Source organism: Paraburkholderia oxyphila NBRC 105797 (genome assembly GCF_000685075.1).
GTDB classification, from domain to species: Bacteria; Pseudomonadota; Gammaproteobacteria; order Burkholderiales; family Burkholderiaceae; genus Paraburkholderia; species Paraburkholderia oxyphila.
Genome location: NZ_BAYD01000073.1, coordinates 21,027 through 44,279, shown reverse-complemented (window position 1 = coordinate 44,279; position 23,253 = coordinate 21,027). Strand labels below are relative to the sequence as shown.

General features: G+C 64.3%; 24 protein-coding genes. 14 read left to right on the top strand and 10 right to left on the bottom strand.

What is annotated here, in order from left to right; genetic code table 11:
* The first annotated feature begins 222 nt into the window (after window positions 1-222).
* The 7 genes from BO1_RS33545 to BO1_RS33515 all read left to right on the top strand — a co-directional run bounded on the left by BO1_RS33545 (window position 223) and on the right by BO1_RS33515 (window position 4,901).
* Complete coding sequence (locus BO1_RS33545; protein ID WP_028221304.1) at window positions 223-486, top strand: EF-hand domain-containing protein; 264 nt, start codon at window positions 223-225, stop codon at window positions 484-486.
* Between the two features lie 342 nt (window positions 487-828).
* Entirely contained in the window at window positions 829-1,149 is a 321-nt protein-coding gene (locus BO1_RS60635) for a hypothetical protein (protein ID WP_028221303.1), read from the top strand.
* Window positions 1,150-1,293: 144 nt separating this feature from the next.
* Complete coding sequence (locus BO1_RS33535; RefSeq protein ID WP_028221302.1) at window positions 1,294-1,824, top strand: glycine zipper family protein; 531 nt, start codon at window positions 1,294-1,296, stop codon at window positions 1,822-1,824.
* Between the two features lie 154 nt (window positions 1,825-1,978).
* Complete coding sequence (locus BO1_RS33530) at window positions 1,979-2,722, top strand: response regulator (RefSeq protein ID WP_028221301.1); 744 nt, start codon at window positions 1,979-1,981, stop codon at window positions 2,720-2,722.
* Between the two features lie 116 nt (window positions 2,723-2,838).
* Entirely contained in the window at window positions 2,839-3,138 is a 300-nt protein-coding gene (locus tag BO1_RS33525) for a YXWGXW repeat-containing protein (RefSeq protein ID WP_028221300.1), read from the top strand.
* Window positions 3,139-3,254: 116 nt separating this feature from the next.
* On the top strand, window positions 3,255-4,544 hold the full coding sequence (locus BO1_RS33520; RefSeq protein WP_028221299.1) for an ATP-binding protein: 1,290 nt from the start codon (window positions 3,255-3,257) through the stop codon (window positions 4,542-4,544).
* A 117-nt stretch (window positions 4,545-4,661) separates the two neighbouring features.
* Window positions 4,662-4,901 (top strand): hypothetical protein, encoded by a 240-nt coding sequence (locus BO1_RS33515; protein ID WP_028221298.1) that lies wholly within the window; start codon window positions 4,662-4,664, stop codon window positions 4,899-4,901.
* A gap of 24 nt (window positions 4,902-4,925) precedes the next feature.
* On the opposite strand, the gene BO1_RS33510 is transcribed toward BO1_RS33515, so the two are convergent.
* Complete coding sequence (locus tag BO1_RS33510; RefSeq protein ID WP_028221297.1) at window positions 4,926-6,188, bottom strand: multidrug effflux MFS transporter; 1,263 nt, start codon at window positions 6,186-6,188, stop codon at window positions 4,926-4,928.
* A gap of 171 nt (window positions 6,189-6,359) precedes the next feature.
* Here BO1_RS33510 and BO1_RS53815 point away from each other — a divergent pair, with 171 nt between their 5' ends.
* The 5 genes from BO1_RS53815 to BO1_RS33485 all read left to right on the top strand — a co-directional run bounded on the left by BO1_RS53815 (window position 6,360) and on the right by BO1_RS33485 (window position 12,133).
* On the top strand, window positions 6,360-7,121 hold the full coding sequence (locus BO1_RS53815) for a 2OG-Fe(II) oxygenase (protein WP_043287630.1): 762 nt from the start codon (window positions 6,360-6,362) through the stop codon (window positions 7,119-7,121).
* Window positions 7,118-7,840: a 2OG-Fe(II) oxygenase gene (locus BO1_RS33500; protein WP_028221296.1), complete on the top strand. Its 723-nt coding sequence runs from the start codon at window positions 7,118-7,120 to the stop codon at window positions 7,838-7,840. The genes BO1_RS53815 and BO1_RS33500 overlap by 4 nt, the downstream gene beginning before the upstream one ends.
* 218 nt (window positions 7,841-8,058) lie before the next feature.
* Window positions 8,059-9,306 (top strand): serine hydrolase domain-containing protein, encoded by a 1,248-nt coding sequence (locus tag BO1_RS33495; protein WP_028221295.1) that lies wholly within the window; start codon window positions 8,059-8,061, stop codon window positions 9,304-9,306.
* Between the two features lie 250 nt (window positions 9,307-9,556).
* The gene (locus BO1_RS58260) at window positions 9,557-9,718 is read left to right on the top strand and encodes a DUF1328 domain-containing protein (RefSeq protein ID WP_028221294.1); all 162 of its coding nucleotides are present in this window, start codon (window positions 9,557-9,559) and stop codon (window positions 9,716-9,718) included.
* A gap of 45 nt (window positions 9,719-9,763) precedes the next feature.
* Window positions 9,764-12,133 (top strand): PAS domain S-box protein, encoded by a 2,370-nt coding sequence (locus tag BO1_RS33485; protein ID WP_028221293.1) that lies wholly within the window; start codon window positions 9,764-9,766, stop codon window positions 12,131-12,133.
* Between the two features lie 91 nt (window positions 12,134-12,224).
* Here the strand turns inward: BO1_RS33485 and BO1_RS33480 are convergent, their stop codons facing one another.
* Entirely contained in the window at window positions 12,225-12,422 is a 198-nt protein-coding gene (locus BO1_RS33480) for a hypothetical protein (protein WP_028221292.1), read from the bottom strand.
* Between the two features lie 910 nt (window positions 12,423-13,332).
* Here BO1_RS33480 and BO1_RS33475 point away from each other — a divergent pair.
* Complete coding sequence (locus BO1_RS33475; RefSeq protein WP_028221291.1) at window positions 13,333-14,781, top strand: MFS transporter; 1,449 nt, start codon at window positions 13,333-13,335, stop codon at window positions 14,779-14,781.
* Window positions 14,782-14,848: 67 nt separating this feature from the next.
* On the opposite strand, the gene BO1_RS33470 is transcribed toward BO1_RS33475, so the two are convergent.
* Genes BO1_RS33470 through BO1_RS33450 form a run of 5 tightly spaced genes read right to left on the bottom strand, consistent with a single transcriptional unit; the run spans window position 14,849 to window position 18,389 of the window.
* Complete coding sequence (locus BO1_RS33470) at window positions 14,849-15,814, bottom strand: fumarylacetoacetate hydrolase family protein (protein ID WP_028221290.1); 966 nt, start codon at window positions 15,812-15,814, stop codon at window positions 14,849-14,851.
* Between the two features lie 9 nt (window positions 15,815-15,823).
* Window positions 15,824-16,189, bottom strand: coding sequence for a YciI family protein (locus tag BO1_RS33465; protein WP_028221289.1), 366 nt, complete (start codon window positions 16,187-16,189; stop codon window positions 15,824-15,826).
* A 55-nt stretch (window positions 16,190-16,244) separates the two neighbouring features.
* Entirely contained in the window at window positions 16,245-17,180 is a 936-nt protein-coding gene (locus tag BO1_RS33460) for a VOC family protein (RefSeq protein WP_028221288.1), read from the bottom strand.
* Window positions 17,181-17,187: 7 nt separating this feature from the next.
* The gene (locus BO1_RS33455; protein ID WP_028221287.1) at window positions 17,188-17,502 is read right to left on the bottom strand and encodes an NIPSNAP family protein; all 315 of its coding nucleotides are present in this window, start codon (window positions 17,500-17,502) and stop codon (window positions 17,188-17,190) included.
* The gene (locus BO1_RS33450) at window positions 17,499-18,389 is read right to left on the bottom strand and encodes an NAD(P)-dependent oxidoreductase (protein WP_028221286.1); all 891 of its coding nucleotides are present in this window, start codon (window positions 18,387-18,389) and stop codon (window positions 17,499-17,501) included. The genes BO1_RS33455 and BO1_RS33450 overlap by 4 nt, the downstream gene beginning before the upstream one ends.
* Before the next feature lie 265 nt (window positions 18,390-18,654).
* Here BO1_RS33450 and BO1_RS53810 point away from each other — a divergent pair, with 265 nt between their 5' ends.
* Window positions 18,655-19,698 (top strand): LysR family transcriptional regulator, encoded by a 1,044-nt coding sequence (locus BO1_RS53810; RefSeq protein ID WP_084688392.1) that lies wholly within the window; start codon window positions 18,655-18,657, stop codon window positions 19,696-19,698.
* A 42-nt stretch (window positions 19,699-19,740) separates the two neighbouring features.
* Here the strand turns inward: BO1_RS53810 and BO1_RS33440 are convergent, their stop codons facing one another.
* Genes BO1_RS33440 through BO1_RS33430 form a run of 3 tightly spaced genes read right to left on the bottom strand, consistent with a single transcriptional unit; the run spans window position 19,741 to window position 23,249 of the window.
* Window positions 19,741-21,204, bottom strand: coding sequence for an NAD-dependent succinate-semialdehyde dehydrogenase (locus BO1_RS33440; protein ID WP_028221285.1), 1,464 nt, complete (start codon window positions 21,202-21,204; stop codon window positions 19,741-19,743).
* Window positions 21,205-21,216: 12 nt separating this feature from the next.
* Window positions 21,217-22,185: a PDR/VanB family oxidoreductase gene (locus BO1_RS33435; protein WP_043287636.1), complete on the bottom strand. Its 969-nt coding sequence runs from the start codon at window positions 22,183-22,185 to the stop codon at window positions 21,217-21,219.
* 50 nt (window positions 22,186-22,235) lie between these two features.
* Window positions 22,236-23,249: an aromatic ring-hydroxylating dioxygenase subunit alpha gene (locus BO1_RS33430; RefSeq protein ID WP_028221283.1), complete on the bottom strand. Its 1,014-nt coding sequence runs from the start codon at window positions 23,247-23,249 to the stop codon at window positions 22,236-22,238.
* Window positions 23,250-23,253 lie beyond the last annotated feature (4 nt).

The window sequence follows — 23,253 nt, the reverse complement described above, 5'->3', positions numbered from 1 at the left end:
TTAAGGCCAACGCCAGGAGGCCCCCCAACGAAAACCCGGGCATCACAACGCCAGGATGCCCCCTAATCGGCACCAGATGTTCGGCCGCCACCAACATCCCCCCTGCATGACATACCTTGACATCCTTTTCCAACGATTCAGTAAACCGCTCGCCGGAGGCCGCGATTACACTTGCACGCCAAGCGAGCCCTGAATCGCTGCATCGTTCTTCATGGAGAGAAAATGAAACGCATTTGTCTGATGTTGGCCGCGGCGCTGATGGCGACTTCCATGGCCACTTCCGCTTTCGCCCAGGACGCCAGGATGCAACAACTGCAGTCGCGCTTCGAAGCGGCCGACACCAATCACGATGGCAAGCTCACCAAAGCCGAGGCACAAGCCGGCATGCCGCTCGTCGCCAAGAATTTCGATCAGATCGACGCGACCCACAAGGGCTATGTGACGCTCGACGACATCGCTCAATTCGCGAAAAAGCGGGGTCAATAAATCCGCCTGCAATCACGTTTGTTTCAATCCGGCTTTGAAAGGGCGCGCCGCGCTTCAAGCCAGCTGACATGCAAGGAACCGGCGCGGTCTGCCCGCCGTCCAGACGACGACTCATGATGTCGCCGCTAGTCGTCGCCTTCCCCATCATCTCGATGTACCGCCCGATGCACACCCCCTTCGAAAATCCGCTTTTGCCAAAGCGGATTCGCTTTATTGCGCCCCATGCCGCATCGACACACGTTGACATAACTTTTGAATAGCCTGGAATGTGCCGCTTCTCTAAGGTGTGACCACCGTCGCGCCCAAGGCCTGCGACCGTTGTCCATCCATTCAGGAGCTGCCATGAAAATCCGTTCTCTCGTCTCGTTTGCCATTGGCCTCGTCGGCGCGTGCATTGCTCGCTATGCGTCGGCAACCAGCGTTGCGGTGGGCATCAGCATTCCAATGGCGCCCGCGCCGGTCGTTGCCGTTCCCGCGCCTGCTTACGTGGTTGCTCCGGTGCCTGCACCGGTTGTCGCCGTGCCCGCCGCTGTCGTTGCCGCGCCGGTCGTGGTCCCGCCACCCGCGGTCGTGCCCGCGCCTGTCTACGTCGCGCGTCCGCCCGCCGTCGTCGTTCGTGGCGGATACGGCTACTGGGGACGCGGCGTCGTGGTCGTGCGATAGCGCGGCAACTCCGCAGATCCGCGCAAGCGTCACGCGCTGCGCGTACGCGTTAAGCCCATCAAGCCTGATCGAATCGATATCGCATTGCCGTGCGCATGCTTGCGCTTTTAGCTGGCCATGCACTGAAACGGAACTTGTCGTGCCATGAAATTATTCAAGCATCAGTCCGCGCTTGCCGCCGCCATGGCGTTGGCGTCTCTTGCCGGGTGCGCAGTCGTGCCGCCCAGCTCTCCAACCGTGATGGCGCTGCCCGCGCAGGGCAAGACCATCGCCGCGTTCCAGCAAGACGATTACGCGTGCCGCACCTACGCGGCGCAGATCGTCAATCCGGTTGCCTCGTCGCCGGCCGTGGTGAACTCCGCGCTGGCCGCTCCGGCACTGGGCGCGGCCGGCGGCGCGGCGGCCGGGGCCCTGATTGGCGCAGGGGCGGGCAATGCCGGCGCCGGCGCGGCAATCGGGGCAGGGGCCGGCCTGCTGCTCGGCAGCGCGGCGGGCCGTAACCAGTACGCCGGCAGCGAAGCGGCGCTGCAGCGCCAATACGACAACGCGTACGCGCAGTGCATCACCGCAAAGGGCAACACGATCGCGGCGCCCCAGGTGACGCGCGCGGTCGTCGTCGCGCCCGCGCCGGCCGTGGTTTACGCGCCGGCCCAGTATTATTACGCCCCATATTGAACCGCCGACCGCGATGCTCATGTCACGCGCGCGCTCGCACACCGCGCGCGTGCCGTGCACCGGTTGGCATCGGGTTCTACACTCGTATCCATTCCTCTTGCCGCGAGCGCCCCGTACCGCCATGCCGCCACCCAAACCGGCCGACGAACAGACGATGAACCCCGCTCCCCGAGGCCGTATTCTCGTGCTCGACGACGACCTCGAGATTCGCAATATGCTGCAACGCTTTCTGAGCGCACAGGGTTTCGAGGTGCGCGCGGCGCGAGACAGCAACCAGCTCGATACGTTTCTCGAGCGGCATCCGTTCGACCTCCTGATTCTCGACATCATGATGCCCGGCGAAGACGGCCTGTCGATCTGCAGGCGTCTGCGCAGCCAGGGGCAGATGATCCCCATCCTGATGCTGACCGCGCGCGGCGATCCAATCGACCGCGTCGTCGGCCTCGAAATGGGCGCCGACGATTATCTCGGCAAGCCGTTCTTGCCGAGCGAGCTGGTCGCACGCGTGCGCGCGATGCTGCGACGCCAGCAGCTGTTCGCGCGGCAGCACGGCGCGATGGCGAGCGCGATGGGCGACGATGACGTGCTCGCGCTGCGCATTGGCGACTATCTGCTCAAGCCGCATGCCCAGGAGCTGACGCTCGAGGGCGAGCCGATCGAAGTCGGCGCGGCGGAGATGCGGCTGCTGTGCGCGCTGGCCGAGACGCCGAACCGGCCGGTCAGCCGCGAGAACCTGATCGAGCGCGCCCATGGGCGTCTGTACGAAGCGAACACGCGCAGTATCGATGTCCAGGTGCTGCGCCTGCGCAAGATCATCGAGGCGGATGCCTCTTCGCCTCGCCATATCCGCACGGTATGGGGCGTGGGCTATATGCTCGTCGCGAAGCTCGATGCCTGATTGTTTGATTGTCCGATGCGGGGCGCTGTAACCGGATGACATGACTCGTTGCAGGTTGTATTGGCGCCAGCGCTTATATTGCGTGCCTGTCCTGTTCGAAGAGAAAGTGACCTCGTATGAAAAAACGCAATCTTGTTCGCGCGGGCGCGGCTGTTCTGGCGGCGCTCGGCGCATCGGCGGTATTTGCACAGGCGGTGCTGGTGGCGCCCGTGCCGCCTCCGCCGGTTCGTTTCGAGCCGGTGCCGGTGGCGCGGCCCGGTTATGTCTGGGACCCCGGTCACTGGCTATGGTGCGCGGGCGCGTATGCCTGGGTGCCTGGGCACTGGCAGGCCGTGCGGCCCGGCTATCGCTGGATGCCGGGGCACTGGGTTGCGCGTGGCGTGACCTGGTGCTGGATGCCCGGACACTGGGCCTGAGCGGCATGCAGGATTGCCTTGCCACGTTCGTTGTATAAGCTCGGATGATTGCGCGGCCCGATATGCAACACCGTATCGTGCCGCCGTTGACTATCCGGCATCCATTGGGGAGGGCCATGTTCGGCTGGTATCGCTCGTTACTGGTGCGCAACGTGCTGGCGCTGATCGTGCTGGTGCTGACGAGCCAGATTTTTGCGGGCGCCGTTTATCTGTTCTTCGTCCAGCGCCCGCGCGTGGACGAGGCGGCGGCGCTCATCGCTTCGCAAATACGCACGGCGAGCCGGCTGCTCGCCGCGCTGCCGCCAGCGGCGCGCGAGCAGCAGCTGCTGGCGATCAATGGCGTATCGCAAGGCGAGGTGCCGCCGGCGAATGCCGCGCAGCCGCTGCCGGTGGGCCTCGTCGCCCGCTATTTCGTCTCGCGGCTGGCGCACGAACTCGGCGCCGGCGACCAGATTCGCTTCGAGCAAGGCAGCGCGCAGCGTGTCTGGGTCCGCCTGCGCGTGGACGACGCGTACTACTGGATGGTGCTCGCGGGCGCGCCGAATGCGATTCCGAGCCTGCCGTGGACGCTCATCAGCCTGCTGCTGTGTATCGCCACGGTGCCGGCGCTGGTGGCCTTCCTGATTCATCGGCCCGTCGAGCGGCTGCTGATGCGTCTTGCGCGCGCGGCGGACACGATCGAGCATGGGGCGTGGCCCGAGGCCGTGCCCGTCGAAGGCGCGCACGAGCTGGCGATGGTTGCGGACGCATTCAACCGGATGGCGGCGTCGCTCCAGGAGCTGGAGACGACCCGCGCGCAGATGCTGGCAGGCATCTCGCACGACATCCGCACGCCGCTCACCAAGCTGCGCATGGTGCTCGAGGCGCCGGAGTCCGTCGAAGCGCCGGCGGAGAGCGCGGAGCGCTTCGTCGAGGAAATCGACCTGATCGTGCAGCAGTTCATCGATTTCGCGCGCGGCTGGGACAGCGAGCCCGCGAAGCGCGGCGACCTCAATGCGCTGATCGAGCGTCTCGCGGCCGACTACGTCGGGCTCGAGTATGTCTTCGACCTCTCGCTGGAGGCGCTGCCCGAGTTCGCTTTTCGGCCCACGGGGATGCAGCGGCTGTTGATGAACCTGATGCAGAACGCGGTCGTGTACGGCCGTGTCGGGCTGGCGGTCAGGACCCGGGTGGCGGATGGCTGCGTGACGATCGATGTCGAGGACCAGGGCCCCGGCGTGCCGGCCGAGCTGTTGCCGCTGATGAAGCAGCCGTTCCGGCGCGGCCCGCAGAGCGAGCAGCGCAACGGCTCGGGCCTCGGCCTGGCCATTGCGGAGCGGATCGCGAAGCAGCATGACGGTACGCTCGAACTGCTTGCGAACAGGCCGCGCGGCCTCGTGGCCCGGGTGCGGCTGCCCCTGCGCTGAGCTCGGGATGCCGTGCCAGCGCGAGGTGCAGCCGCCGATTCACTCCGTACTGCGTAGTATTGAAGAAAACCTATGAACCGTCCAGGAGCACGACCGGTGTCCATTTTCGGATCTCGCTTGAGCCTTCTACCGGAAGCGCCGTCGCGGCAGCGCATTCCGGTCTCCCGCAGGAATAAAGACATCGCGCATGCGCGCGCAGAAGCGGGTGCCGATCCGCTCACGCATGAAGAGTACAGACTGGCCGCCGCGTGGCTCGACCATCTCTGGAATCAGGCGCCGAGCGAGCAGAAGTCCCGGCTCATGACGCAGCTGCTGGTTCTCGTCGACGAATTCGAAATGCTGCGTGGCGCTACGTGAGACGTCGTTGTCCCGGGGCGCCGCTCACACGGCTTCTTCGCGGCCTTTCGCGAGCGCTTCGGATTCCATCCGCTCCAGATAGCGCAGCAGCTTCGTCACCATCACGACGACGGTGACCGCGAGGATCACGAAGAACACGGCAAGCGGCGTGAGCACATGCACCGAGACGAAGCCCGCGAGCCCCATCATCGCGGAGGAAACGAGCAGGAGCGCGCACCCGAGTATCGCGCTCGTCAGGCCCGCGATGTGCGGGAACAGCGAATTGCCCTTGGCCATCAGCGTCGGATACATCGCGCCCGCGCACAGCCCCATCACGAGCACCGGCGTCGCGAGCGTCCAGACCTGCAGGCCCACGGTCAGCGCGAGCACGAGCATCGCGATCGCGGCACCCGCCATCACGCGCGAGCCGATCTGCAGCCGCCGCTCGGCGCTCGGCAGGCCCGGGCCATGCACCCGGTTCGACAGGCCGCCAAGGAAGTACATCATGCCGATGCCAAGCGCGAGGTAGCCGAAATAGGTCGGCGGCTTGTGCAGCGTGTTCAGCACCATGAACGGCCCGACGATATTGAACACGAGCAGGATGCTGTAGCACAGTCCCTGGGCGAGAAAGCAGCTCTGGAACACCGGGCTCGCCAGCACCTTGCCCGCGTTCGTCATGAGCGTGCGCAGCTCCAGGTGCACGGGCTGCGGCAGCGTCTCGCGATAGCGCCACAGCAGCGCCCACATCGCGAGCGAATAGAGCAGCAGGAACACGAGGCACGCCTGCCAGCCGAACCACGTCTGCAGGTGCGCGCCGATCACGGGCGCGACGATCGGCGCGAGCCCCCACGTGATCGACATATAGGTGAACGCATGCATGAGCGCCTTGCCGCGGAACGTGTCGGTGATGATCGCCTTGGCGAGCAGGTTCGTCGTGGCGATGCCGAAGCCCTGCAAGCAGCGCGCCAGCACGAACGTCTCCAGATTGGGCGCGCCGAGCGAGAGCACGCAGCCGATCGTGTAGACCACGAGCCCGAACGCGAGCACGCGCTTGCGCCCATGGGCATCGGCGATCGGGCCGAAGATGAGCTGGCCGAGCGCGTATGCGGCCATGTAGCCGGACACGCTCGACTGGATCGCCTGCGGCGAGGTCGCGAAGTAGCGCGCCATCGCGGGCAGCGCGGGGACGTAGATGTCGATCGCGAGCTGGCCCGCCGACGCATACAGGCAGATCAGGGCCAGCAGGAAGCGCGGTGAATTGCTTGCACGCGCAGGCGTGGCCGCGCGAGGGGAGAACGGGTCGGTCATGACTGAAGTAATGGGCCTATACGGCGGGCCATATACTAACATTGCTAGTTCTAGTTCGCCTGGAGCCCCGGCGGCGCTGCGCGCAAGCAATTGCAGCGCAAGGTGCGGAGTTTCATGCGGCCATGGCAGCGCTAGACTGGACGGGTTCGATCAATCACCGGAATCAAGGCCATGGCCGATGCGAAGCAGGCAGCACACTGGGACGCGATCTGGGCGGACGCGGCCGCGTCGCTCGATCGCCACGGCAATGCGGTGCTGCCGTCCGTGCTTCACGCCGGGCAGTGCGAGCAGCTGGCCGCACTGTATGCGCGCGACGACTGCTTTCGTTCGCGCATCGTGATGGCGCGTCACAACTTCGGGCGGGGCGAGTACAAGTACTTCGCCTATCCGTTGCCGCCGTTGCTCGAACGCTTGCGCCACGCGCTGTACCGCCGCCTCGCGCCCATCGCCAACCGCTGGAACCGGCAGATGGGCCTCGACATCCAGTATCCCGCCGAGCTCGATGCGTTTCTCGCGCGCTGCCACGCGGCAGGCCAGACGCGGCCCACGCCGCTCATGCTCCGCTACCGCGCGGGAGACTACAACTGCCTGCATCAGGACCTCTACGGCGACCATGTGTTTCCACTCCAGGTGGCGATTCTGCTTTCGGCGCCGGGCGACGATTTCACGGGCGGCGAATTCGTGATGACCGAAACGGCAAGCCGCGGCCAGCATGCCGATGTCGTTGCGTTGGGGCAGGGCGATGCGGTGGTGTTCGCCGTCAATCAACGGCCGGACATGGCGGGGCGCACGCGCGCGCGTGCGAGCGTGCCCAGGGTGGCCATGCGCCATGGCGTGAGCGTCGTGCGCAGCGGCACGCGGCACACGCTCGGGCTGATCTTTCACGACGCGCGCGAGCCGTCGGCATCGGCATCGGCTGGGGAGGCGGCATGAATGCGCACGCCATGATCGAGCGTTTCGATGCGAGCGTCATCGGCGCGCAACTCGATGCCGAAGGCTACGCGGTGCTGCCCAGTTGCTTCGCTCCCCACGAGGCGCGCGCGCTCGCACAGGGCTTCGATGCATGGCGCGGTGAGACGTGCGATGCCGGGCGCATACCGGCTGCGTTCGCGCCGGTGGAGCCGGGCGGCGGGGAACTGCGCTATTTCGGCGAAAGCCTGCCGCCGCTGTTGCACGCGTGGCGCGAAGCGCTCTATCGCTGGCTCGTGCCCGTGGCGAACCGCTGGCAGGTGCTTGCGGGCCTCGAAACGCGCTTTCCCGCCGAGTTCGAGGCCTTTCTCGATGCGAACCGTCGCGCCGGGCAGCATCGGCCGCAATCGCATCTGAGCCGGCTGCGCGAGGGCGATCGTCTCGCGCTGCATCGTCACGACGAGGGCGAGCAGGTGTTTCCGCTTCAGGTGGTCGCGCTGCTGAGCGCGCCGCAGCGGGACTTTTCGGGCGGCGAATTCGTCATGACCGAGCAGCGCCCGCGCATGCAGTCGCGGCCGATGGTCGTGCCGCTCGCGCTCGGCGACGCCGCTATCATCGCGAGCGCGCAGCGTCCCGTTGAAGGCGCGCACGGCCATTACCGCGTCAAGCTCAAGCACGCGGTCAGCCGCGTGCGCAGTGGCGAGCGCATCGGCCTGGAACTGATCTTTCACGACGCACCCTGAAGAAGCCGCCGCTCGCGGCGGCACGCATGCCCCTGTCTTTTGCCGAAAGCCTCCGAATAACGGATACTGTGGCCCAACCGGTCAAATGCGATTCAAAGAGCCGTCATTGTGTTGCGCTTTCGAGCGTACAGCTATTTTGAATCCCATTGCTTCACCCACCGATATTCGGAATTCGCCCAGAAGTCGCAAGCGGCGCCAGGCAAAGGAGAAGACAGGGTATGGAAGGCATTGACAAGCATGGGATGTCGAGTGAGCGCCTCAAACGCATCGAGCGTTTCGTCGACGAGACCTATATCGCTACCGGCAAGCTGGCCGGCGCCGTCACCCAGGTATGGCGGCGCGGCGGGCTCGCGCTGAATTCGGTGCTCGGTTTCGCCGACCGCGAGCGCCAGGTGCCGATCGCCGAGGATTCGATCTTCCGGATCTACTCGATGACCAAGCCCATCACGTCGGTGGCGGTCATGATGCTGGTCGAGCAATGCAAGATCGCGCTGGACGACCCGGTCAGCAAATACATTCCGGCATGGGAGAAGCTTGGCGTACACGCGGGCGGCTTCATGGACAGCTTCCAGACGCGCCCGCCCACGCGCCCCATGCTCGTGGTCGACCTGCTGCGCCATACCTCGGGCCTGACCTACGGCTTTCAGCAGAACACCAACGTGGACGCGGCCTATCGCCGGCTGAAGGTGGGTGAGCTCGCAACCGATGGCACACTCGACGCGATGATCGAGAAGCTCGCCACCTTGCCGCTGGAATTCTCGCCGGGCGAGGCGTGGAACTATTCCGTGGCTACCGACGTGCTCGGCTATATCGTCGGCAAGGTCAGCGGCATGCCGTTCGATGTCTTCCTGAAAGAGCGGATCTTCGATCCCCTGGGCATGGTCGACACCGCGTTTCATGTCCCCGAGGAAAAGGTGGCGCGCTTTTGCGCGTGCTACGCCGTGGGCGCGCTCGGCTCGAAGGTGGTCTCCGCGCAAGGGCCGGAGCTGCAGGACGATCCGCGCACGAGCCCCTACCTCAAGCCGCCCACGTTCATCTCGGGCGGCGGCGGTCTCGTGTCCACGGCGGCCGACTATATGCGCTTCGCGCGCATGCTGCTCCAGGGCGGCGAGCTCGAAGGCGTGCGGCTGCTGGGGCCGAAGACCCTCGCGCTGATGACGGCCAACCATCTGCCGGGCGGCCTCGACCTGCCGCGCCTGTCGCGCTCGATGTTCAGCGAGGCGACTTACGAGGGCGTCGGCTTCGGGCTTGGCTTCGCCACCACCATCACGCCTGCGGCCACGCTGATTCCCGGCAGCGCGGGCGACTTCTTCTGGGGCGGCGCGGCCAGCACCTTCTTCTGGGTCGATCCGCGCGAGGACCTGATCGTGGTGTTTCTCACCCAGCTCCTGCCGTCGAGCGCGTATCCGGCGCGCCGTCAACTGCGCACGCTGGTGTACAGCGCGATCACCGAAACCGGCGGCTGAGGCGCGCCTCGGCCCCAATTTGTAGCGATTACGCGTAATCCTTGAAAAGTAACTTTCGAAGTCGCAAGGCGAGGCGCTGCTTTGTGCGCGCCCGCCACGGCCTGGCCTTATGCCCACGCGGCCGCGCCGGCGCAGGGCACGCAGGTTGCGTGTCCATTCGCGTGACGACACGAAGTAGGGGTTAGCGTGCCCAGGCCCCAGGTCTGGCCTGGCCGACGCCCTGTGCCCAACGCTATCAAGGAGCCAGACAATGCTTTATTACGCGATCGTGTTTTTCGTGATAGCCCTCGTTGCGGCTGTCCTGGGGTTTGGCGGCATCGCCGCTGGCGCGGCGAGTATCGCCAAGATTCTCTTCTTTATTTTCGTTATCCTGTTCGTTGTCAGTCTGCTGTTCGGCGCATTACGGCGCTGAGGGCACGCGTTGAGGCGGCAGGCCGGCCTCGCCACGGAGAATCGCATGAGTCAAATACGGCCCGCTTCGGAAAGCAACCGGGAAGACTGCTGGGAGCGGACCCTGATCGCGGGCGTTTGCGAGTATGCGATTTTCCGTTTGACGAAGACCGGCGAAGTGGCGAGCTGGAACGCGGGCGCCGAGCGTATCAAGGGATACCGTGCTGTCGAGATCATCGGGCAGCACTTTTCGGTGTTCTATCCACCCGAGGACAGGGAGGCGGGCGCTCCCGCGGCGGCGCTGCAGAAAGCCCGCGACGATGGTCAGTTCGCTGTGGAGGCCTGGCGCGTGCGCAAGGACGGCACGCGCTTCTGGGCCAGCATTCTGATTACGCCGCTTCGCGCGCCGGACGGCACGCCTGGCGGATTCGCCAAGATCGTCCGGGACGTGACCGACAAGCGGCTCGCCTACGACGCGCTGCGAGAAAGCGAGCGCAAGTTCCGGCTGCTCGTGCAGGGCGTCACGGACTACTCGATATTCATGCTCTCGCCCGACGGCAAGGTGACGAACTGGAATATGGGCGCGGCGCGCATCAAGGGCTACGAGGCGAGCGAAGTCATCGGCACGCATTTCCGGCGCTTTTACACGCCTGAAGATGCCGCGCGAGGCCTGCCGGAACGCGGCCTGCAAATTGCCGCGCAGGAGGGCCGCTTCGAGACCGAGGGCTGGCGCATACGCAAGGATGGCAGCCGCTTCTGGGCGAACGTCGTGATCGACGCGATTCGCGACGAGGACGGCAAGCTCGTGGGCTTCGCGAAGATCACGCGAGACGTCACCGAGCGCAAGGCCGCTCAGGAGCAGCTCGAGCGCGCGCGCGCCGCGCTGCTGCAAGCGCAGAAGATGGAAGCGATCGGCAAGCTGACCGGGGGCGTGGCCCACAATTTCAACAACGTCCTTCAGGTGCTGCGCGGCAATCTCGAACTGCTCGAACGGCGTCACGGGCACGATCCCGTATCGCGCGAGCGTCTGGACAAAGCCATCGGCGCCGTGGAGCACGGCGCGAAACTCGCCTCGCAACTGCTCGCATTCGGCCGCCGCCAGGCGCTGCAGCCACGTGTGGTGAATCTCGCGGCCATGTTGAGCAATATGGACGACATGCTGCGGCGCGCGCTGGGGGAGTTGATCGAAGTGGAGACCGCCGTCGCCGACGGCCTCTGGAATACGCTCGTCGATCCCAATCAACTCGAGAGCGTCGTGCTCAATCTCGCCATTAACGGCCGCGATGCCATGCGCGGGGGCGGAAAGTTGACGCTGGAACTGTCGAACGCGACGCTCGACAGTCATGGCAGCACGCTCGCGGGGGGCGTCGAAGCGGGACACTACGTGCTGCTCGCGGTCACCGATACCGGGACCGGCATGCCCCGCGAGGTGCTTGAACGCGCGTTCGAGCCGTACTTCAGCACCAAGCCCGAAGGCGAGGGCACGGGGCTTGGCCTGAGCATGGCGTATGGCTTCGTCAAGCAAAGCGGCGGCGACATGCGCATCTACAGCGAGCCCGGCAACGGAACCACGGTCAAGGTCTGGCTGCCGAGGTCGATGGAGCGCGTGGCCGAGAACGAGCCGCTACTGCCCGCGCGAATCGAAGGCGGCAAGGAAACCATACTGGTTGTCGAAGACGACCGATACGTTCAATCGGCGGTGGTCGAGACGCTCAGCGAACTGGGCTACACCGTCCTCAAGGCGGACGACGCGCAAAGCGCCCTCGTGATCGTGAGAAGCGGCGCGAAGATCGATTTGCTGTTTTCCGATGTCGTGATGCCGGGCGCCTTGAGCAGCACGGCCATGGCCAGCATGGCGGTGCGCGTGCTGCCCGGCCTCAAGGTGCTGTTTACCTCGGGCTATGCGGAAAGCGCCATCGTTCATGGCGGCCGCCTCGACGAGGGGGTGCAACTTCTGAGCAAGCCGTATAGCCGCGCGCAGCTTGCGGCAAAATTACGGTACTTGCTGGGAAGGCCCGATTCGATGCCGCCCGCGCTCGCGCAGCCGGATTGCCCGGCGCGGGCGCAAAGGCCGTTGTCGATACTCGTCGTCGACGACGATACCTCTTCGCGCGAAGCCGTGAGCGCGTTGCTCGTGGAAATGGGCTACGAAGTACGGCAGGCGTCAGACGAGCGCGAGGCGTTGCGCACATTGGAGAAGCAGGCGGCCCAGGTGCTGATTGCCGATATCGCGTTGGCTGGCGGGTCGGGAATCGAGCTCGCGAGAGCCGCGTTGCGGCTGCGTCCCGGCCTGAACGTGATCTTTGTCTCGGGAAACGAGGCGCCGGCCACCGAAGAAGCCGGATTCGCCTGCGCGTCGTTGCGCAAGCCGTTTGCTGTCGCGCAATTGAGCGCGCTCATCGAGAGCGTTTGCGCTTCCTTGCGCGATACCGGTTGACGGAGCATCGGGGCCCTTCGGCGTGAGTTGCCGCTTGAAACTCCCGTGGGCATGTCGTGGAGCGAATACGGCCCCTGTGCGCAGAAGACGCTCAGTGCATGCGCATGACGCTCTGAAGCAAGGAGTCTCCATCGTCAGTCAGGCAGGGGCGATGCATGCCGGACGCGAGCTGTTCCATCGCAATCAATTGGCGTTCCAGCAAGACGTCCAGCTCTTCACGCGTGAGATCGATTTGGTCGGGAGAATCCTTGACTAGCATCAGGGTGGCGAATTCGTGGGGGCTGAGCATGTCTGTCTCCGATGTTGGTTTATTCGGCAAGGGATGCCGCAAAGCAGCAGCAGTTCCGCTGCATGCTTGCGGACAGCATTGCACGAGGGTCAACGGAAAGCCGTTGGCAAGAAACCTGAAACCTGGCTTGCAAGATCAATGCGGCAAACGACGAATGACGAAGCGGCTGAATGCAGCCTTTACTTGGACGACGGAACTCACGAGACGGGCGCTACGGTGTCACGACGCACAGGCGTTTAGTCTTTGGCCCTTGGAGCGGGCGGCTTGAGGAGGGTTGCGAGCAAGTGTCGCGCAGTCATTATGCAACAAGCGTGGCGGGTGTGTATCGTCCGTATATTCCCCTGGAAAGAGGCGCTCGATGATCGATCGGCTGTGCTGCATTTTTCGGGAAATAGATAGATATCCGAAATAATGTGCGGGAGCACAATCGATTCACGGAAACACAATCGTCAGTCTTTTTCGCTAATTTCGCTGGGCTGGTAGCGTTTTCAGTGCCGGTAAATGTCTGCCCAATCGTCGGGTAAATTGGAGCGACGCGCGGAGGTGTAGCGCAAGTGGACGGGGCGTTCGGTATGCCAATGCCGGTGCCGCACCGCTCGCTTCGGCTCCGGCGGCGCCGTGGAGAATGCGCTGGCGTAGTGCGTCGTGCATCGGGGGAAAGGAACGGTCGTCCTGATCCGTGATGCCCATGGCGGTCGGACGCCGTGCGCCCGGTGTCGATGCAGTGAAGCAAGAAGAGCGCCAGCCTGGGGCAGCGATGGGGTGATTTGGCGCGATGGCCCGCGCGCATGACGCCTGCGTTCTGTCACCATGCCGTTCCGCTTCTATGGCAGGGCATTTTGGTCACGTCTACTGAGGGGAACGGTTGCGCCGCCTCCCGTAGCGCAGCCGTTCCCTTTTAGAGGACGTCATGCGCAACGTTTCCGCTTCTCCAACCACAGCATCGCGCGCGAGCGCGGCCGCACGGCTCGAACGCCTGCCGTTTTCCGGCTATCACAAGCTCATCTTTCTCATCATCGCGCTGGCGTTCTTCTTCGATTCGGTCGATCTCGGCACGATGACCTTTGTGCTCGGCTCGATCAAGAAGGAGTTCGGGTTGTCGAGCGCGCAGGCGGGGCTTGTGGCGAGTGCCAGTTTCTTCGGCATGACGCTGGGGGCCGCGGCGGCGGGGCTGCTTGCCGACCGCTTTGGCCGGCGCCCGGTGTTTCAGTGGAGCATGGTGCTCTGGGGTGTCGCGTCGTATCTGTGCTCGACGGCGCATGACGTGAATTCGTTGATCGTCTACCGGATCCTGCTCGGGTTCGGGATGGGCATGGAGTTTCCGATTGCGCAGGCGCTGCTTTCCGAGTTCGTGCCGTCTGCGCAGCGCGGGCGCATGGTCGCGTTGATGGATGGGTTCTGGCCGCTCGGTTTTATTACCGCGGGGATCGTCGCGTATTTCGTGCTGCCGGCGCTCGGGTGGCGCACCGTGTTCGCTTTGCTCGCGATTCCCGCCGTGTTCGTGCTCGTCGTGCGGCGGATCGTGCCGGAGTCGCCGCGCTGGCTCGAGCATCGTGGGCGGCTGGCCGACGCGGATCGCGTGGTCTCGGAGGTGGAGGCGCGTGTGATGCGCTCGGTGGGATTGTCGAGTCTGCCCGCGCCCGCGTTGATCGCTTCGCCCGCGGTTTCGCATCGGCGCGGTGCGCTGCGCGAAATCTGGAGTCGCGCTTACCGGCGTCGCACGGTCATGGTCTGGTTGCTCTGGTTCTTTGCGTTGCTCGGTTTCTATGGGCTCACCTCGTGGCTCGGTGCGCTGCTGCAGCAAGCGGGTTTCGCGGTTACGAAGTCGGTGCTCTATACGGTGTTGATCTCGCTGGGCGGGATTCCCGGCTTCCTCTGCGCGGCGTGGCTCGTCGAGCGTTGGGGGCGTAAGCCTACTTGCATCGCGTCGCTCGTGGGGGGCGGGGTGATGGCGTTCGCGTACGGGCAAACGGCGTTGCACGGGGCGAGCATCGCGTTGCTCATCGGCACCGGGCTGGTGATGCAGTTTTTTCTGTTTGCTATGTGGGCGGCGCTTTATACGTATACGCCGGAGCTTTATGGGACCGGTGCGCGGGCTACGGGGTCGGGGTTTGCTTCGGCTGTTGGGCGCGTTGGGTCGCTTATTGGACCCTATGTCGTGGGCGTTGTGCTGCCGCAGTTTGGGCAAGGTGGCGTGTTTACGCTTGGGGCGCTTTCGTTTGCGGTTGCTGCGGTTGCTGTTTGGGTGCTCGGGATTGAGACTAAGGATGTGTCGCTTGAGGCGCTTTCCTCGGTTGAAGATGGGAACGGGGCAGTTGCGGGCGCTGGCGATAAGGCCTGGGAAAAGCAGGTGAATTAGGCCGCTGGCGCGTGAGGCGCAGCGGCCGGCATGCGCGCGAACATAGGGCCGCGCGCTCGCTCGAGTGTCAGACGATGGTCGTCTCCAGTTCACCCAATGTTTCGATCCATACGCGCATGACGTCGCCGCGTTTGAGGAATTCGCCCCTTTCCATGCCGACGCCTGCCGGCGTGCCCGTGAGAATGATGTCGCCGGGATAAAGCGTTAGCCGCTGACTGAGGTAAGCGATCTGGTCAGCAACGGAATAGAGATGGTTCGAAGTGTTCGAGTCCTGTTTGAGCGTCTCGTTGAGCCACAGCTTGATGCCGAGCTTTTCGGGCGACACCACGAATTCCGCTGGCGTGACGTATGGTCCAAGAGGACAGGATCCCGTGAAGCACTTGTGGCCGATCCAGTCAAAGCGGAAGGGCGACGCTGGATCGACCTTGTCGCGCCTGAGGTTGTCGCGCGCCGAAAGATCGTTGGCGATGCTGTAGCCCGCGACGTAGTCGAGCGCATCGGTGACATCGACATTTTGCGCGGGACGCCCGACGATCACCGCGAGTTCAGCTTCCCAGTCGAGTCGCTCGGTGTGGCACGGATGCGCGACGTGCTGCCGATGGCCCGCAAGCGTGCCGCGTCCCGCCTTGATGAAGTGCCATGGCGCGATGCCGGCGGCGCGCGGATCGAGCGTGAGTGGCGTGTTGAACGCGCGGCCCATGGCTTCGACGTGGTCCCGATAATTCGCGCCACACGCATAGATGACGCCGGGGCGCGTGATGGGGGCCGCAAACGCAATCGTCCCATCCGCCAGGCGCGCGGCCTCGCCGATCCAGGGCTCTCGCGCCAGCGCCTGCACGAGCGTCGTGAGCCGCGCATGCGCGTCTGGCCAGTCCTCGACCAGGGCATCGACGCCGTCGTGTGCGTGATTGAAGAGCGCCGGAACCGCCAGAGCGGAAGCGAGCCTGTGCAGATCGAAGTGCCGTCCGCGATGCAGAAGTCCGGGCCGCAATGCGCCCGCCCGGTCGACAAAGGTAAAAAGCTGGTAGGTCATGAATGGCTATCAGTCGATGCTGGCCCGCTGGTTCGACAGGCGGATCGTGCAGGTGAGGCTTCCTTCCATCAGAAGCCAGGGTTTCACTTCGGCGTCGAATACGCCTTCGGCAATGAAAGGATCGGCCGCGATCAGCCGTTGCGCGCCGTCCAGCGACGGCGCGCGAAGTATCGTCATGCCGCCGTGCTCACCGGGCTGTCCTTCGCCCATGAACGGCCCCGACAGGAAGATGTCCCCATGGCGCTCCGCGTCGAGCATCCATTCGATGTGGCGGGGAAGCGCGTCGGACACGCGATGCAGATTACGCGGCTTGCGCAGCGCGACGTAGAGCGTCTTGTTCAGCATATTGCGCAGGATGGCGTCGAGATCGTTCATGGTCGAATGGTGGCCTTCGATAAGGAGCGGGTGAGGTTCGCGGCGAATCCGGCCATCAATCGGGTTCCTCGAAATTCATGATGAAATCCTTCGGCGCGGGCGTGCCGGACCACACGGCTTCGAGCACCGCGCGCATTTCGTCTTCACTCGCGCCCATCGGCGTCCAGTCCGCGCCTTCGGGAATGACGTCGATGTCCCAAAAGTATTCGATCAGGCTGTTCCACGGATCGCGGACGTAGTGAAAATAGTTCGAGCCCGCGCCGTGCCGTCCGAAGCCGAAACCGTCCTTGTAGCCCGATGCGAGCAGATGCTGCGCGCCCATTTCGATCTCGTCGATATCGCCGACTTCGAAGCTCAGGTGGTGGAGCCCCGTATGCGAGGACTTTGCAATGCCGAGCATGTGATGATCGCCGCCGAAGGGCGAGCGCATGAACGCGAGGATGTCGAGCGCGCGGTCCGAAACGAGCAGGCCGAGCACGTCGCTGTAGAAGCGCACGGCACGATCGACGTCCGGCGAGAATTTAATCAGATGTCCTAGACGGCGCGGACGCGCGCGCTTGTGCGACGACGTCACATCGCATGCGCGCACGCCGATGCGCCGGTAACGCTGCGGCGCGTTGATCTCGGGCGGCGGCGGCAGTGTGGAAGGCGCGTCGTCCGCTTCCTGCACGTTAATCCAGTCGCCGTCCGGGTCCTTGAACCAGATGCCCCCGAACGGCACCTCAACCGGCGCATGGCCGATTTCGACATCGGCCGCCTCGAGCCGTGCGCGCACTTCGCTCAGGCCGCCCGCGTGCGTGCCGAACGATACATAGGCGAGCCGCTTTTTCGGCCCTTCGATCAGGCGGATCTGGTCCTGGTCGCGGCCTTCGCAGCGGCACACGAGGTCGCGGCCCGAGGCGCGCGTTTCCAGCCCGGCGCATTCATAAAAAGCTCGACCGATTTCAAGCGACGGTACGATCAATCCAACGTGATTCAGGCTGCGGATCATGTCGTTCTCAACGGATGGGAGAAAAGGGTGCGGGCATCAGCAATTCGCTGCGCTGTCCGGTGACGAAGGCACCCGCCTTCGCCAGGAATGCGCGCCACGCTTCGGATTGCGAGAGCGCACGGCGGCGCTGCACACGGTCCTCGAATGTGCTGAAGCCCCACAACTGCACGACGCGGTTCAGCTCGCCGGTCTCGGTCACGAAGTAGCCAAGGAGATTGCCGAGCGCTTCGGCTTGCACGTCAAGTCCATCGGACTGATAGAGCGCGAGGAACGGTTGCACCGATCCAGGCTTCAGGGTGTAGGTTCGTTGTTCGATAATCATGAAGGGTGCCTCACGGGTTCGCCGGATTCTTCCTCGAGTAATGTGATGACCGCCGCGATATCCTGCTCGCCGATACCTTGTTGCATTGCGCGGCGAAAATAGGACGCAGCGATTGAGAACAGCGGCATCGCGCTGCCGGAAACCGTCGCCAGCTCCGATGCCAGCTGCAAATACTTATCCAGCGTGGTGAACGGACCGGGCGCGGGTTCGAACTGCCGGGCGGCCATCAACGGTGCGCGGATGTTGAACATCGTCGATGCGCCCGCGCTGTGCCGGATCGCGTCCACGACCACGCTCGGATCGAAGCCCGCGCGCGCGCCGAGATTCATCGCTTCGGCGGCCGCGAGCGTGTGCACGGCCAGCAACGCATTGGCAATGAGCTTCATGTTCAACGCCGCGCCAAACGGCCCGAGATGGAATTGCGCCGGAGCGATCAGATCCAGCACGGGCTTGCATCGCGCGTAGATGTCCTGCGATCCGCCGATGAACAAAGCCGCCTTTTTTTGCAGCACGAGGGGCGGTGAACCACTCACTTCGCACTCGAGAACGTCGAGGCCGGCGTGGTTCAGGCGCTTTTGGATGTCGAGCTTGAACGCAAGGCTGTAGGTGCCGAGCTCGACAATCGTCTTGCCACGCACGCCTGCCTTGAGCAGACCGCGGTCGCCTTCCAGCACCTCGAGCTGCGCAGCTTCGCTGGGCAGACAGAGCAGGACCACGTCCGCTTCCCGCAACACGGCCGCGGGATCGTCCAGCGCAATGCCGCCGATTTTCGCGAAGGCCTGGGCGCCGGTGCGCGCGACGCCCAGCACGCGGGCGCCCACCTCGATCAGATTGGTCGCGACAGGCAGCCCGATCTGCCCCAGGCCGATCATTCCGACTGTTTTCAAGAGCTGTCTCCTTTCCCGGTTCTCGATGCGATACATGTGCCGGAATTCTGGGCCGCAGCGCACCCTCCGTCGAGCAAACGGCGATTATTTCCAGGTATTAATATGATTTATGGATCCGCGAAACGGGACGGGCGGGCGCTTTCCGAGCGAAGGGGGCGATGAAGCGCGTTTACCCCTATGCGTCGCGCTTGACGCCTTATATAAACTCAATTTATGCGCGTGCCGGACAGTTCGCACGGGATGAACAGGGGGCTAACGGCTCGCAATGAAGGACCTCAATCTACTCTACGTGTTCGAAGCCATGTGGCGCGACAGATCCGTCACGGCGGCTGCCGACAATCTGGGTCTGACGCAGGCGGCGGTGAGCGCCTCGCTCAAGCGACTGCGCGAGACGTACGGCGACAAGCTATTCGTGCTTGTTGGACGACGCATGGAGCCCACGGCCGTCGCGATGGATATCGCGGGAGCGCTGCTCGAATCGCTGAATCTGGTCCGCAAGACCACGGGCGTGCCGCAGCCGTTCCGCCCCGAGAAGTCGCAGCGCGAATTTACCATTCGCACGCGCGATATTGGCGAAGTCGTGATGCTGCCGCTGCTCTATCGCGAACTCTATCGCGTCGCACCAGATATCAAGCTGCATACGATGTTTACTCGCATCGAGGACACCATTCCGGCGCTCGGCAATGGCCGCATCGACGTGGCCCTGGGCTATCTGCCGACGCTCGAGCAGGACATTCACCGCAAGCCGCTTTTCAAGCAGCGCTATGTCTGCGTGATGCGCAAAGGACATCCAATGGCGCGCGGGCCGCTAGATATGCAGACCTTTGCGCGGCTCGATCATCTGCTGGTCGAATACGGCGGGAGCGGCCATTTGCTGCTCGAACGCGCGCTGATCGAGGCGGGCGCGAAGGAGCGCATCAAGGTTCGCATTCCTCAATATCTCGCGGCGCCCCATTGTCTGCTCGCATCGGATCTCGTCTGGGTTGCGCCTGAGATCCTCGCGGTGACGCTTTGTCGTCACTATCCGCTGATATATCGTCCCGAGCCGCTCGGGCTCGAGCCATTCGAAATCGCCCTGTACTGGCACGACCGCTACCATCACGATCCGGCCAATCGCTGGTTCCGTTCGCTGATCGTCGATCTCTTTCGCAAGGAAATCAGCAAGCCCGCCTCGGGCGACCACGACCTGGAGATTCTTGCCGAGCCGTTCAAGGTGCAGGCGATGCCGGAAGAGCGACGCGGGGCCGACCATCACGCACCTCCCGTGAGCGCGCAAAAGCGTGAACGCACGTCGGCGCCGCGTCGCTGAAGCGTCGCAGAAGCGCGCCGACTTGCGTGTTTTGTGCGCGACTCAGGCGGCAAACGCCTGGCAAATGAACTTTGTTTCCATGAATTCGTCGATGCCCTCGCGCGCACCTTCGCGTCCGATGCCGGATTCCTTGTAGCCGCCGAACGGCGCGACTTCGGTGGCGATCATGCCGGTATTCACCCCCACGATGCCCGCTTGCAACGCGTGCGACACGCGATGGACGCGCGACGCGTCGCGGGTGAAGAGATACGAGGCGAGGCCCATGCGCGTCGCGTTGGCGCGCTCGATCAACTCGCGTTCCGAGCTGAACGTCGCAAGCCCCATCACGGGACCGAAAGTCTCCTCGCACGACATCGCCATATCCGCGGTGATGCCGGTCAGCAACGTCGGCTCGAAGAAGTAACCTTCGCGGTGCACGCGTTTGCCGCCGGCGACGAGTGTCGCGCCCCGGTCGAGCGCATTCGCGATATGACGTTCGATCTTCTTCACTGCGTCTTCGCTGATGACCGGGCCGAGCGTCACGTCGGGATCCATGCCGTCACCCGCCTTCAACGTATGCATGGCGGCCAGCATCCGCTCGACGAACGCGTCATGCACCGAGTCTTCAACCAGGAAGCGGTTCGGCGCGATGCACGTCTGTCCCGCGTTGCGGAACTTTGCGAACAGCGCACTGGAGACGGCGATGTCGAGATCAGCGTCGGCGAAGACGATGAACGGCGAGTTGCCGCCGAGTTCGAGCGATACGCGCTTCATCGTGCCTGCGCATTGCGCCAAAAGAAGCTTGCCGACGGCGGTCGAACCCGTGAAGCTCAGCTTGCCGACCGATGCGCTGGTGCTCAGCGTACGGCCGATCGCTTCGGCCGCGCTGCGCTCGGCGGTAACGACGTTGAGCACGCCAGGCGGAATACCCGCTCGTTCGGCGAGCGCGCAAAGTGCGAGCGCGGACAGCGGTGTGTGCTCGGCAGGTTTGAGCACCATGGTGCAACCGGCGGCGAGGGCTGGCGCCGCTTTGCGTGTGACCATCGCGCACGGCAGGTTCCACGGCGTGATGCCGGCCGCGACGCCGATCGGTTCCTTGACCGTGGTGAAGCTCGTGTCGCGGCGCGTGGCGGGAATGACGTCTCCGTATGTGCGGCGCGCTTCCTGCGCGAACCATTCGACGAACGACGCGGCGAAGAGTACTTCGTTCTTCGCGTCGGCGAGCGGCTTGCCTTGCTCGCGCGTCAGAATGGCGGCGAGATCCGCCGCGTGCAGCACGATCAGTTGCGCCCACGCCTTCAGCGGCTCGGCACGCTCGTTCGCGGAGCGCGCGCTCCATTCGCCGAAGGCGCGCTGCGCCTGGGCGATGGCATGCTCCACGTCTTCGGGCGCCATGTGCGGCACGGTGCCGACGAGTTCGTTCGTCGCGGGATTGCGGACATCGAAGGTCGCGCCGGAAATCGCCGGGACCCATTCGCCGCCGACATAGGCGCGATTGCGCAACAAGCTTTCATTGAAAGATGTCATGGTCTTCCTTGCTTAAAGATCGAGTATCAGGTCGCCACGCTTCGAGCGTGACACGCACACGCACATCAGATTTCGCTCGTTCCTGTCCTCGGGCGAGAGCACGTAATCGCGATGCTCCACGTCGCCTTCGATGACGGTCGTCGCGCACAAGCCGCATTCGCCGCGCTTGCAGTCGTAGAGCGGTTCGACGTTGTGGCGCAGGAGCGCATCGAGAATCGATTCGTCGCGGGCGACGTCGACCGTCTGCCCGCTCTGCTGAAGCACGACGCGAAACGCGCTGTCGCTCGCAGCGGGCGCGGCGGTCGCGAAGAACTCGAAGTGCACGCGCTGCGGCGGCCAGTTTGCGCGCTTGCCAGCCTCGATGACCGCTTCGTTGAGCCCACGCGGGCCGCATACGTAGACATCCGCGCGGGGCGGCGCGTCGCGCAGCAATGCGTCGAGATCGACGCTTCGCGATGGATCGCCGCCATCGCAGTGCAACGTGAGCCGGCAACCCGCGAGGTGTTCGATTTCGTCGAGAAACGCGGCGTCTTCTCCGTTGCGCACACAGTAGTAAAGGCTGAAATCGCTTTTGGCGGATGCGAGCACGCGCACCATCGACAACAGCGGCGTAATGCCGATACCGCCCGCGATCAACAGGTAGTGGGGCGACTGGGGCGCGAGCGCAAAGTGGTTCTTCGGCAGGCTGCAAGTCAGCAGGCGACCCACGCCGACATGCGCGTGCATTGCCGCCGATCCGCCTTTGCCCGCATCCTCGCGCAGCACACCGAGCAGATAGTGGCTGCGGTCCGCAGGCGAACTCGCGATCGAATACGAGCGCAACGCAATCTCGCCCGATGCGAGCGGAATCGATACATCGAGATGCGCACCGGCCTCGAACGCGGGAAGCGGCTTGCCTTCTGGATGGCGGAGAACGAATCCGCGAATGCGGGGCGTCGCGTGTATCACTTTGGACACGACGAGCTGTTGACTGGCTTCCATAGGCTTCACTCCGTGGCGCGACATCGAGTCATGCTTGATCGATGTCGCGATCACGACGCAAGCGCCGTCGACTCCTGCCGTACGAGCTTCTCGAGAATCCGGCGCGCCGCAACCGAGCCGCTGTCGGCACGCACGCCGACTTCGCCCTGCATCGAGGTGTCGGTGTCGATCATGATCTGCTGGGCTTCGAGCACTTCGACGTCTTCCATGAAGGTGGTGAAGATGGAATCGTGAATGAGCTTCGTGATCTCTGCGTCGTCCTGCGCGAAGCAGCGCGTGATGGTCCAGTAATACTTGCTCGTGCGCGCGTCCACGGGCGTGATCGAGTTGATGGAGAACCAGCGCAGGCTCAGTTCGTCAGCGCCCGCTGGGTAGGCGCGTGCATCGATCGTGACGCTCGCAGGCGGCTGAAAGCGGATGACCTGCCAGCGGTCGATGTTGCCGTCCAGCTCGCGCACGCGCGAGAACAACGGCGGCGGCGGCGCGTTCTTGATGACCCGCTGCACGTGCACTTCGTTGCCTTCGATGCGTTGTGTCATCGGCGTCTCGACGATCGCCGAGTTGCCGATGGTGCGCGTATGGACATAAGTTTCGTGGGTGAGATCGAGCAGATTGTCGGTGAGCAGTTGATAGTTTGCCTTCACGTCGATGCAACCGCCCGTCGATACCCAGCCCGGCTCGCTGTTGTAGCGCAAGTCGGGAATCAGCGCTTCGTCGGCGGCCTCGGGGTCGCCCATCCAGACCCACACCCATTGCCATTTTTCGGCGACCGGATACGTGCGGGCTTTCATCGAAGGCGGAATCTGCTGCTGGCCGGGAATCGCGACGCAAGCGCCGCTGCAATCCAGCGTGACGCCGTGATAGCCGCATTGCACGGTGTCGCCGATCAGGTCGCCCTTCGACAGCGCGGCACGCCGATGCGGACAGCGATCCGTGAGCGCCACGGCCTTGCCCGCCTGCGTGCGATAGAGCACGAGCGGCTCGCCAATGATCCAGCGTTGCGTCAACGAGCGTTGAATCTCGTTGCTCCATCCAGCGACATACCACGCGTTTTTGACGAACATGAAC

Excerpts from the sequence above, each read along its gene's own strand:
- BO1_RS33545 (WP_028221304.1), top strand. The coding sequence starts at position 223 with ATGAAACGCATTTGTCTGATGTTGGCCGCGGCGCTGATGGCGACTTCC.
- BO1_RS60635 (WP_028221303.1), top strand. The coding sequence starts at position 829 with ATGAAAATCCGTTCTCTCGTCTCGTTTGCCATTGGCCTCGTCGGCGCG.
- BO1_RS33535 (WP_028221302.1), top strand. The coding sequence starts at position 1,294 with ATGAAATTATTCAAGCATCAGTCCGCGCTTGCCGCCGCCATGGCGTTG.
- BO1_RS33530 (WP_028221301.1), top strand. The coding sequence starts at position 1,979 with ATGAACCCCGCTCCCCGAGGCCGTATTCTCGTGCTCGACGACGACCTC.
- BO1_RS33525 (WP_028221300.1), top strand. The coding sequence starts at position 2,839 with ATGAAAAAACGCAATCTTGTTCGCGCGGGCGCGGCTGTTCTGGCGGCG.
- BO1_RS33520 (WP_028221299.1), top strand. The coding sequence starts at position 3,255 with ATGTTCGGCTGGTATCGCTCGTTACTGGTGCGCAACGTGCTGGCGCTG.
- BO1_RS33510 (WP_028221297.1), bottom strand. The coding sequence starts at position 6,188 with ATGACCGACCCGTTCTCCCCTCGCGCGGCCACGCCTGCGCGTGCAAGC.
- BO1_RS53815 (WP_043287630.1), top strand. The coding sequence starts at position 6,360 with ATGGCCGATGCGAAGCAGGCAGCACACTGGGACGCGATCTGGGCGGAC.
- BO1_RS33500 (WP_028221296.1), top strand. The coding sequence starts at position 7,118 with ATGAATGCGCACGCCATGATCGAGCGTTTCGATGCGAGCGTCATCGGC.
- BO1_RS33495 (WP_028221295.1), top strand. The coding sequence starts at position 8,059 with ATGGAAGGCATTGACAAGCATGGGATGTCGAGTGAGCGCCTCAAACGC.
- BO1_RS58260 (WP_028221294.1), top strand. The coding sequence starts at position 9,557 with ATGCTTTATTACGCGATCGTGTTTTTCGTGATAGCCCTCGTTGCGGCT.
- BO1_RS33485 (WP_028221293.1), top strand. The coding sequence starts at position 9,764 with ATGAGTCAAATACGGCCCGCTTCGGAAAGCAACCGGGAAGACTGCTGG.
- BO1_RS33480 (WP_028221292.1), bottom strand. The coding sequence starts at position 12,422 with ATGCTCAGCCCCCACGAATTCGCCACCCTGATGCTAGTCAAGGATTCT.
- BO1_RS33475 (WP_028221291.1), top strand. The coding sequence starts at position 13,333 with ATGCGCAACGTTTCCGCTTCTCCAACCACAGCATCGCGCGCGAGCGCG.
- BO1_RS33470 (WP_028221290.1), bottom strand. The coding sequence starts at position 15,814 with ATGACCTACCAGCTTTTTACCTTTGTCGACCGGGCGGGCGCATTGCGG.
- BO1_RS33465 (WP_028221289.1), bottom strand. The coding sequence starts at position 16,189 with ATGAACGATCTCGACGCCATCCTGCGCAATATGCTGAACAAGACGCTC.
- BO1_RS33460 (WP_028221288.1), bottom strand. The coding sequence starts at position 17,180 with ATGATCCGCAGCCTGAATCACGTTGGATTGATCGTACCGTCGCTTGAA.
- BO1_RS33455 (WP_028221287.1), bottom strand. The coding sequence starts at position 17,502 with ATGATTATCGAACAACGAACCTACACCCTGAAGCCTGGATCGGTGCAA.
- BO1_RS53810 (WP_084688392.1), top strand. The coding sequence starts at position 18,655 with ATGAAGGACCTCAATCTACTCTACGTGTTCGAAGCCATGTGGCGCGAC.
- BO1_RS33440 (WP_028221285.1), bottom strand. The coding sequence starts at position 21,204 with ATGACATCTTTCAATGAAAGCTTGTTGCGCAATCGCGCCTATGTCGGC.
- BO1_RS33435 (WP_043287636.1), bottom strand. The coding sequence starts at position 22,185 with ATGGAAGCCAGTCAACAGCTCGTCGTGTCCAAAGTGATACACGCGACG.
- BO1_RS33430 (WP_028221283.1), bottom strand. The coding sequence starts at position 23,249 with ATGTTCGTCAAAAACGCGTGGTATGTCGCTGGATGGAGCAACGAGATT.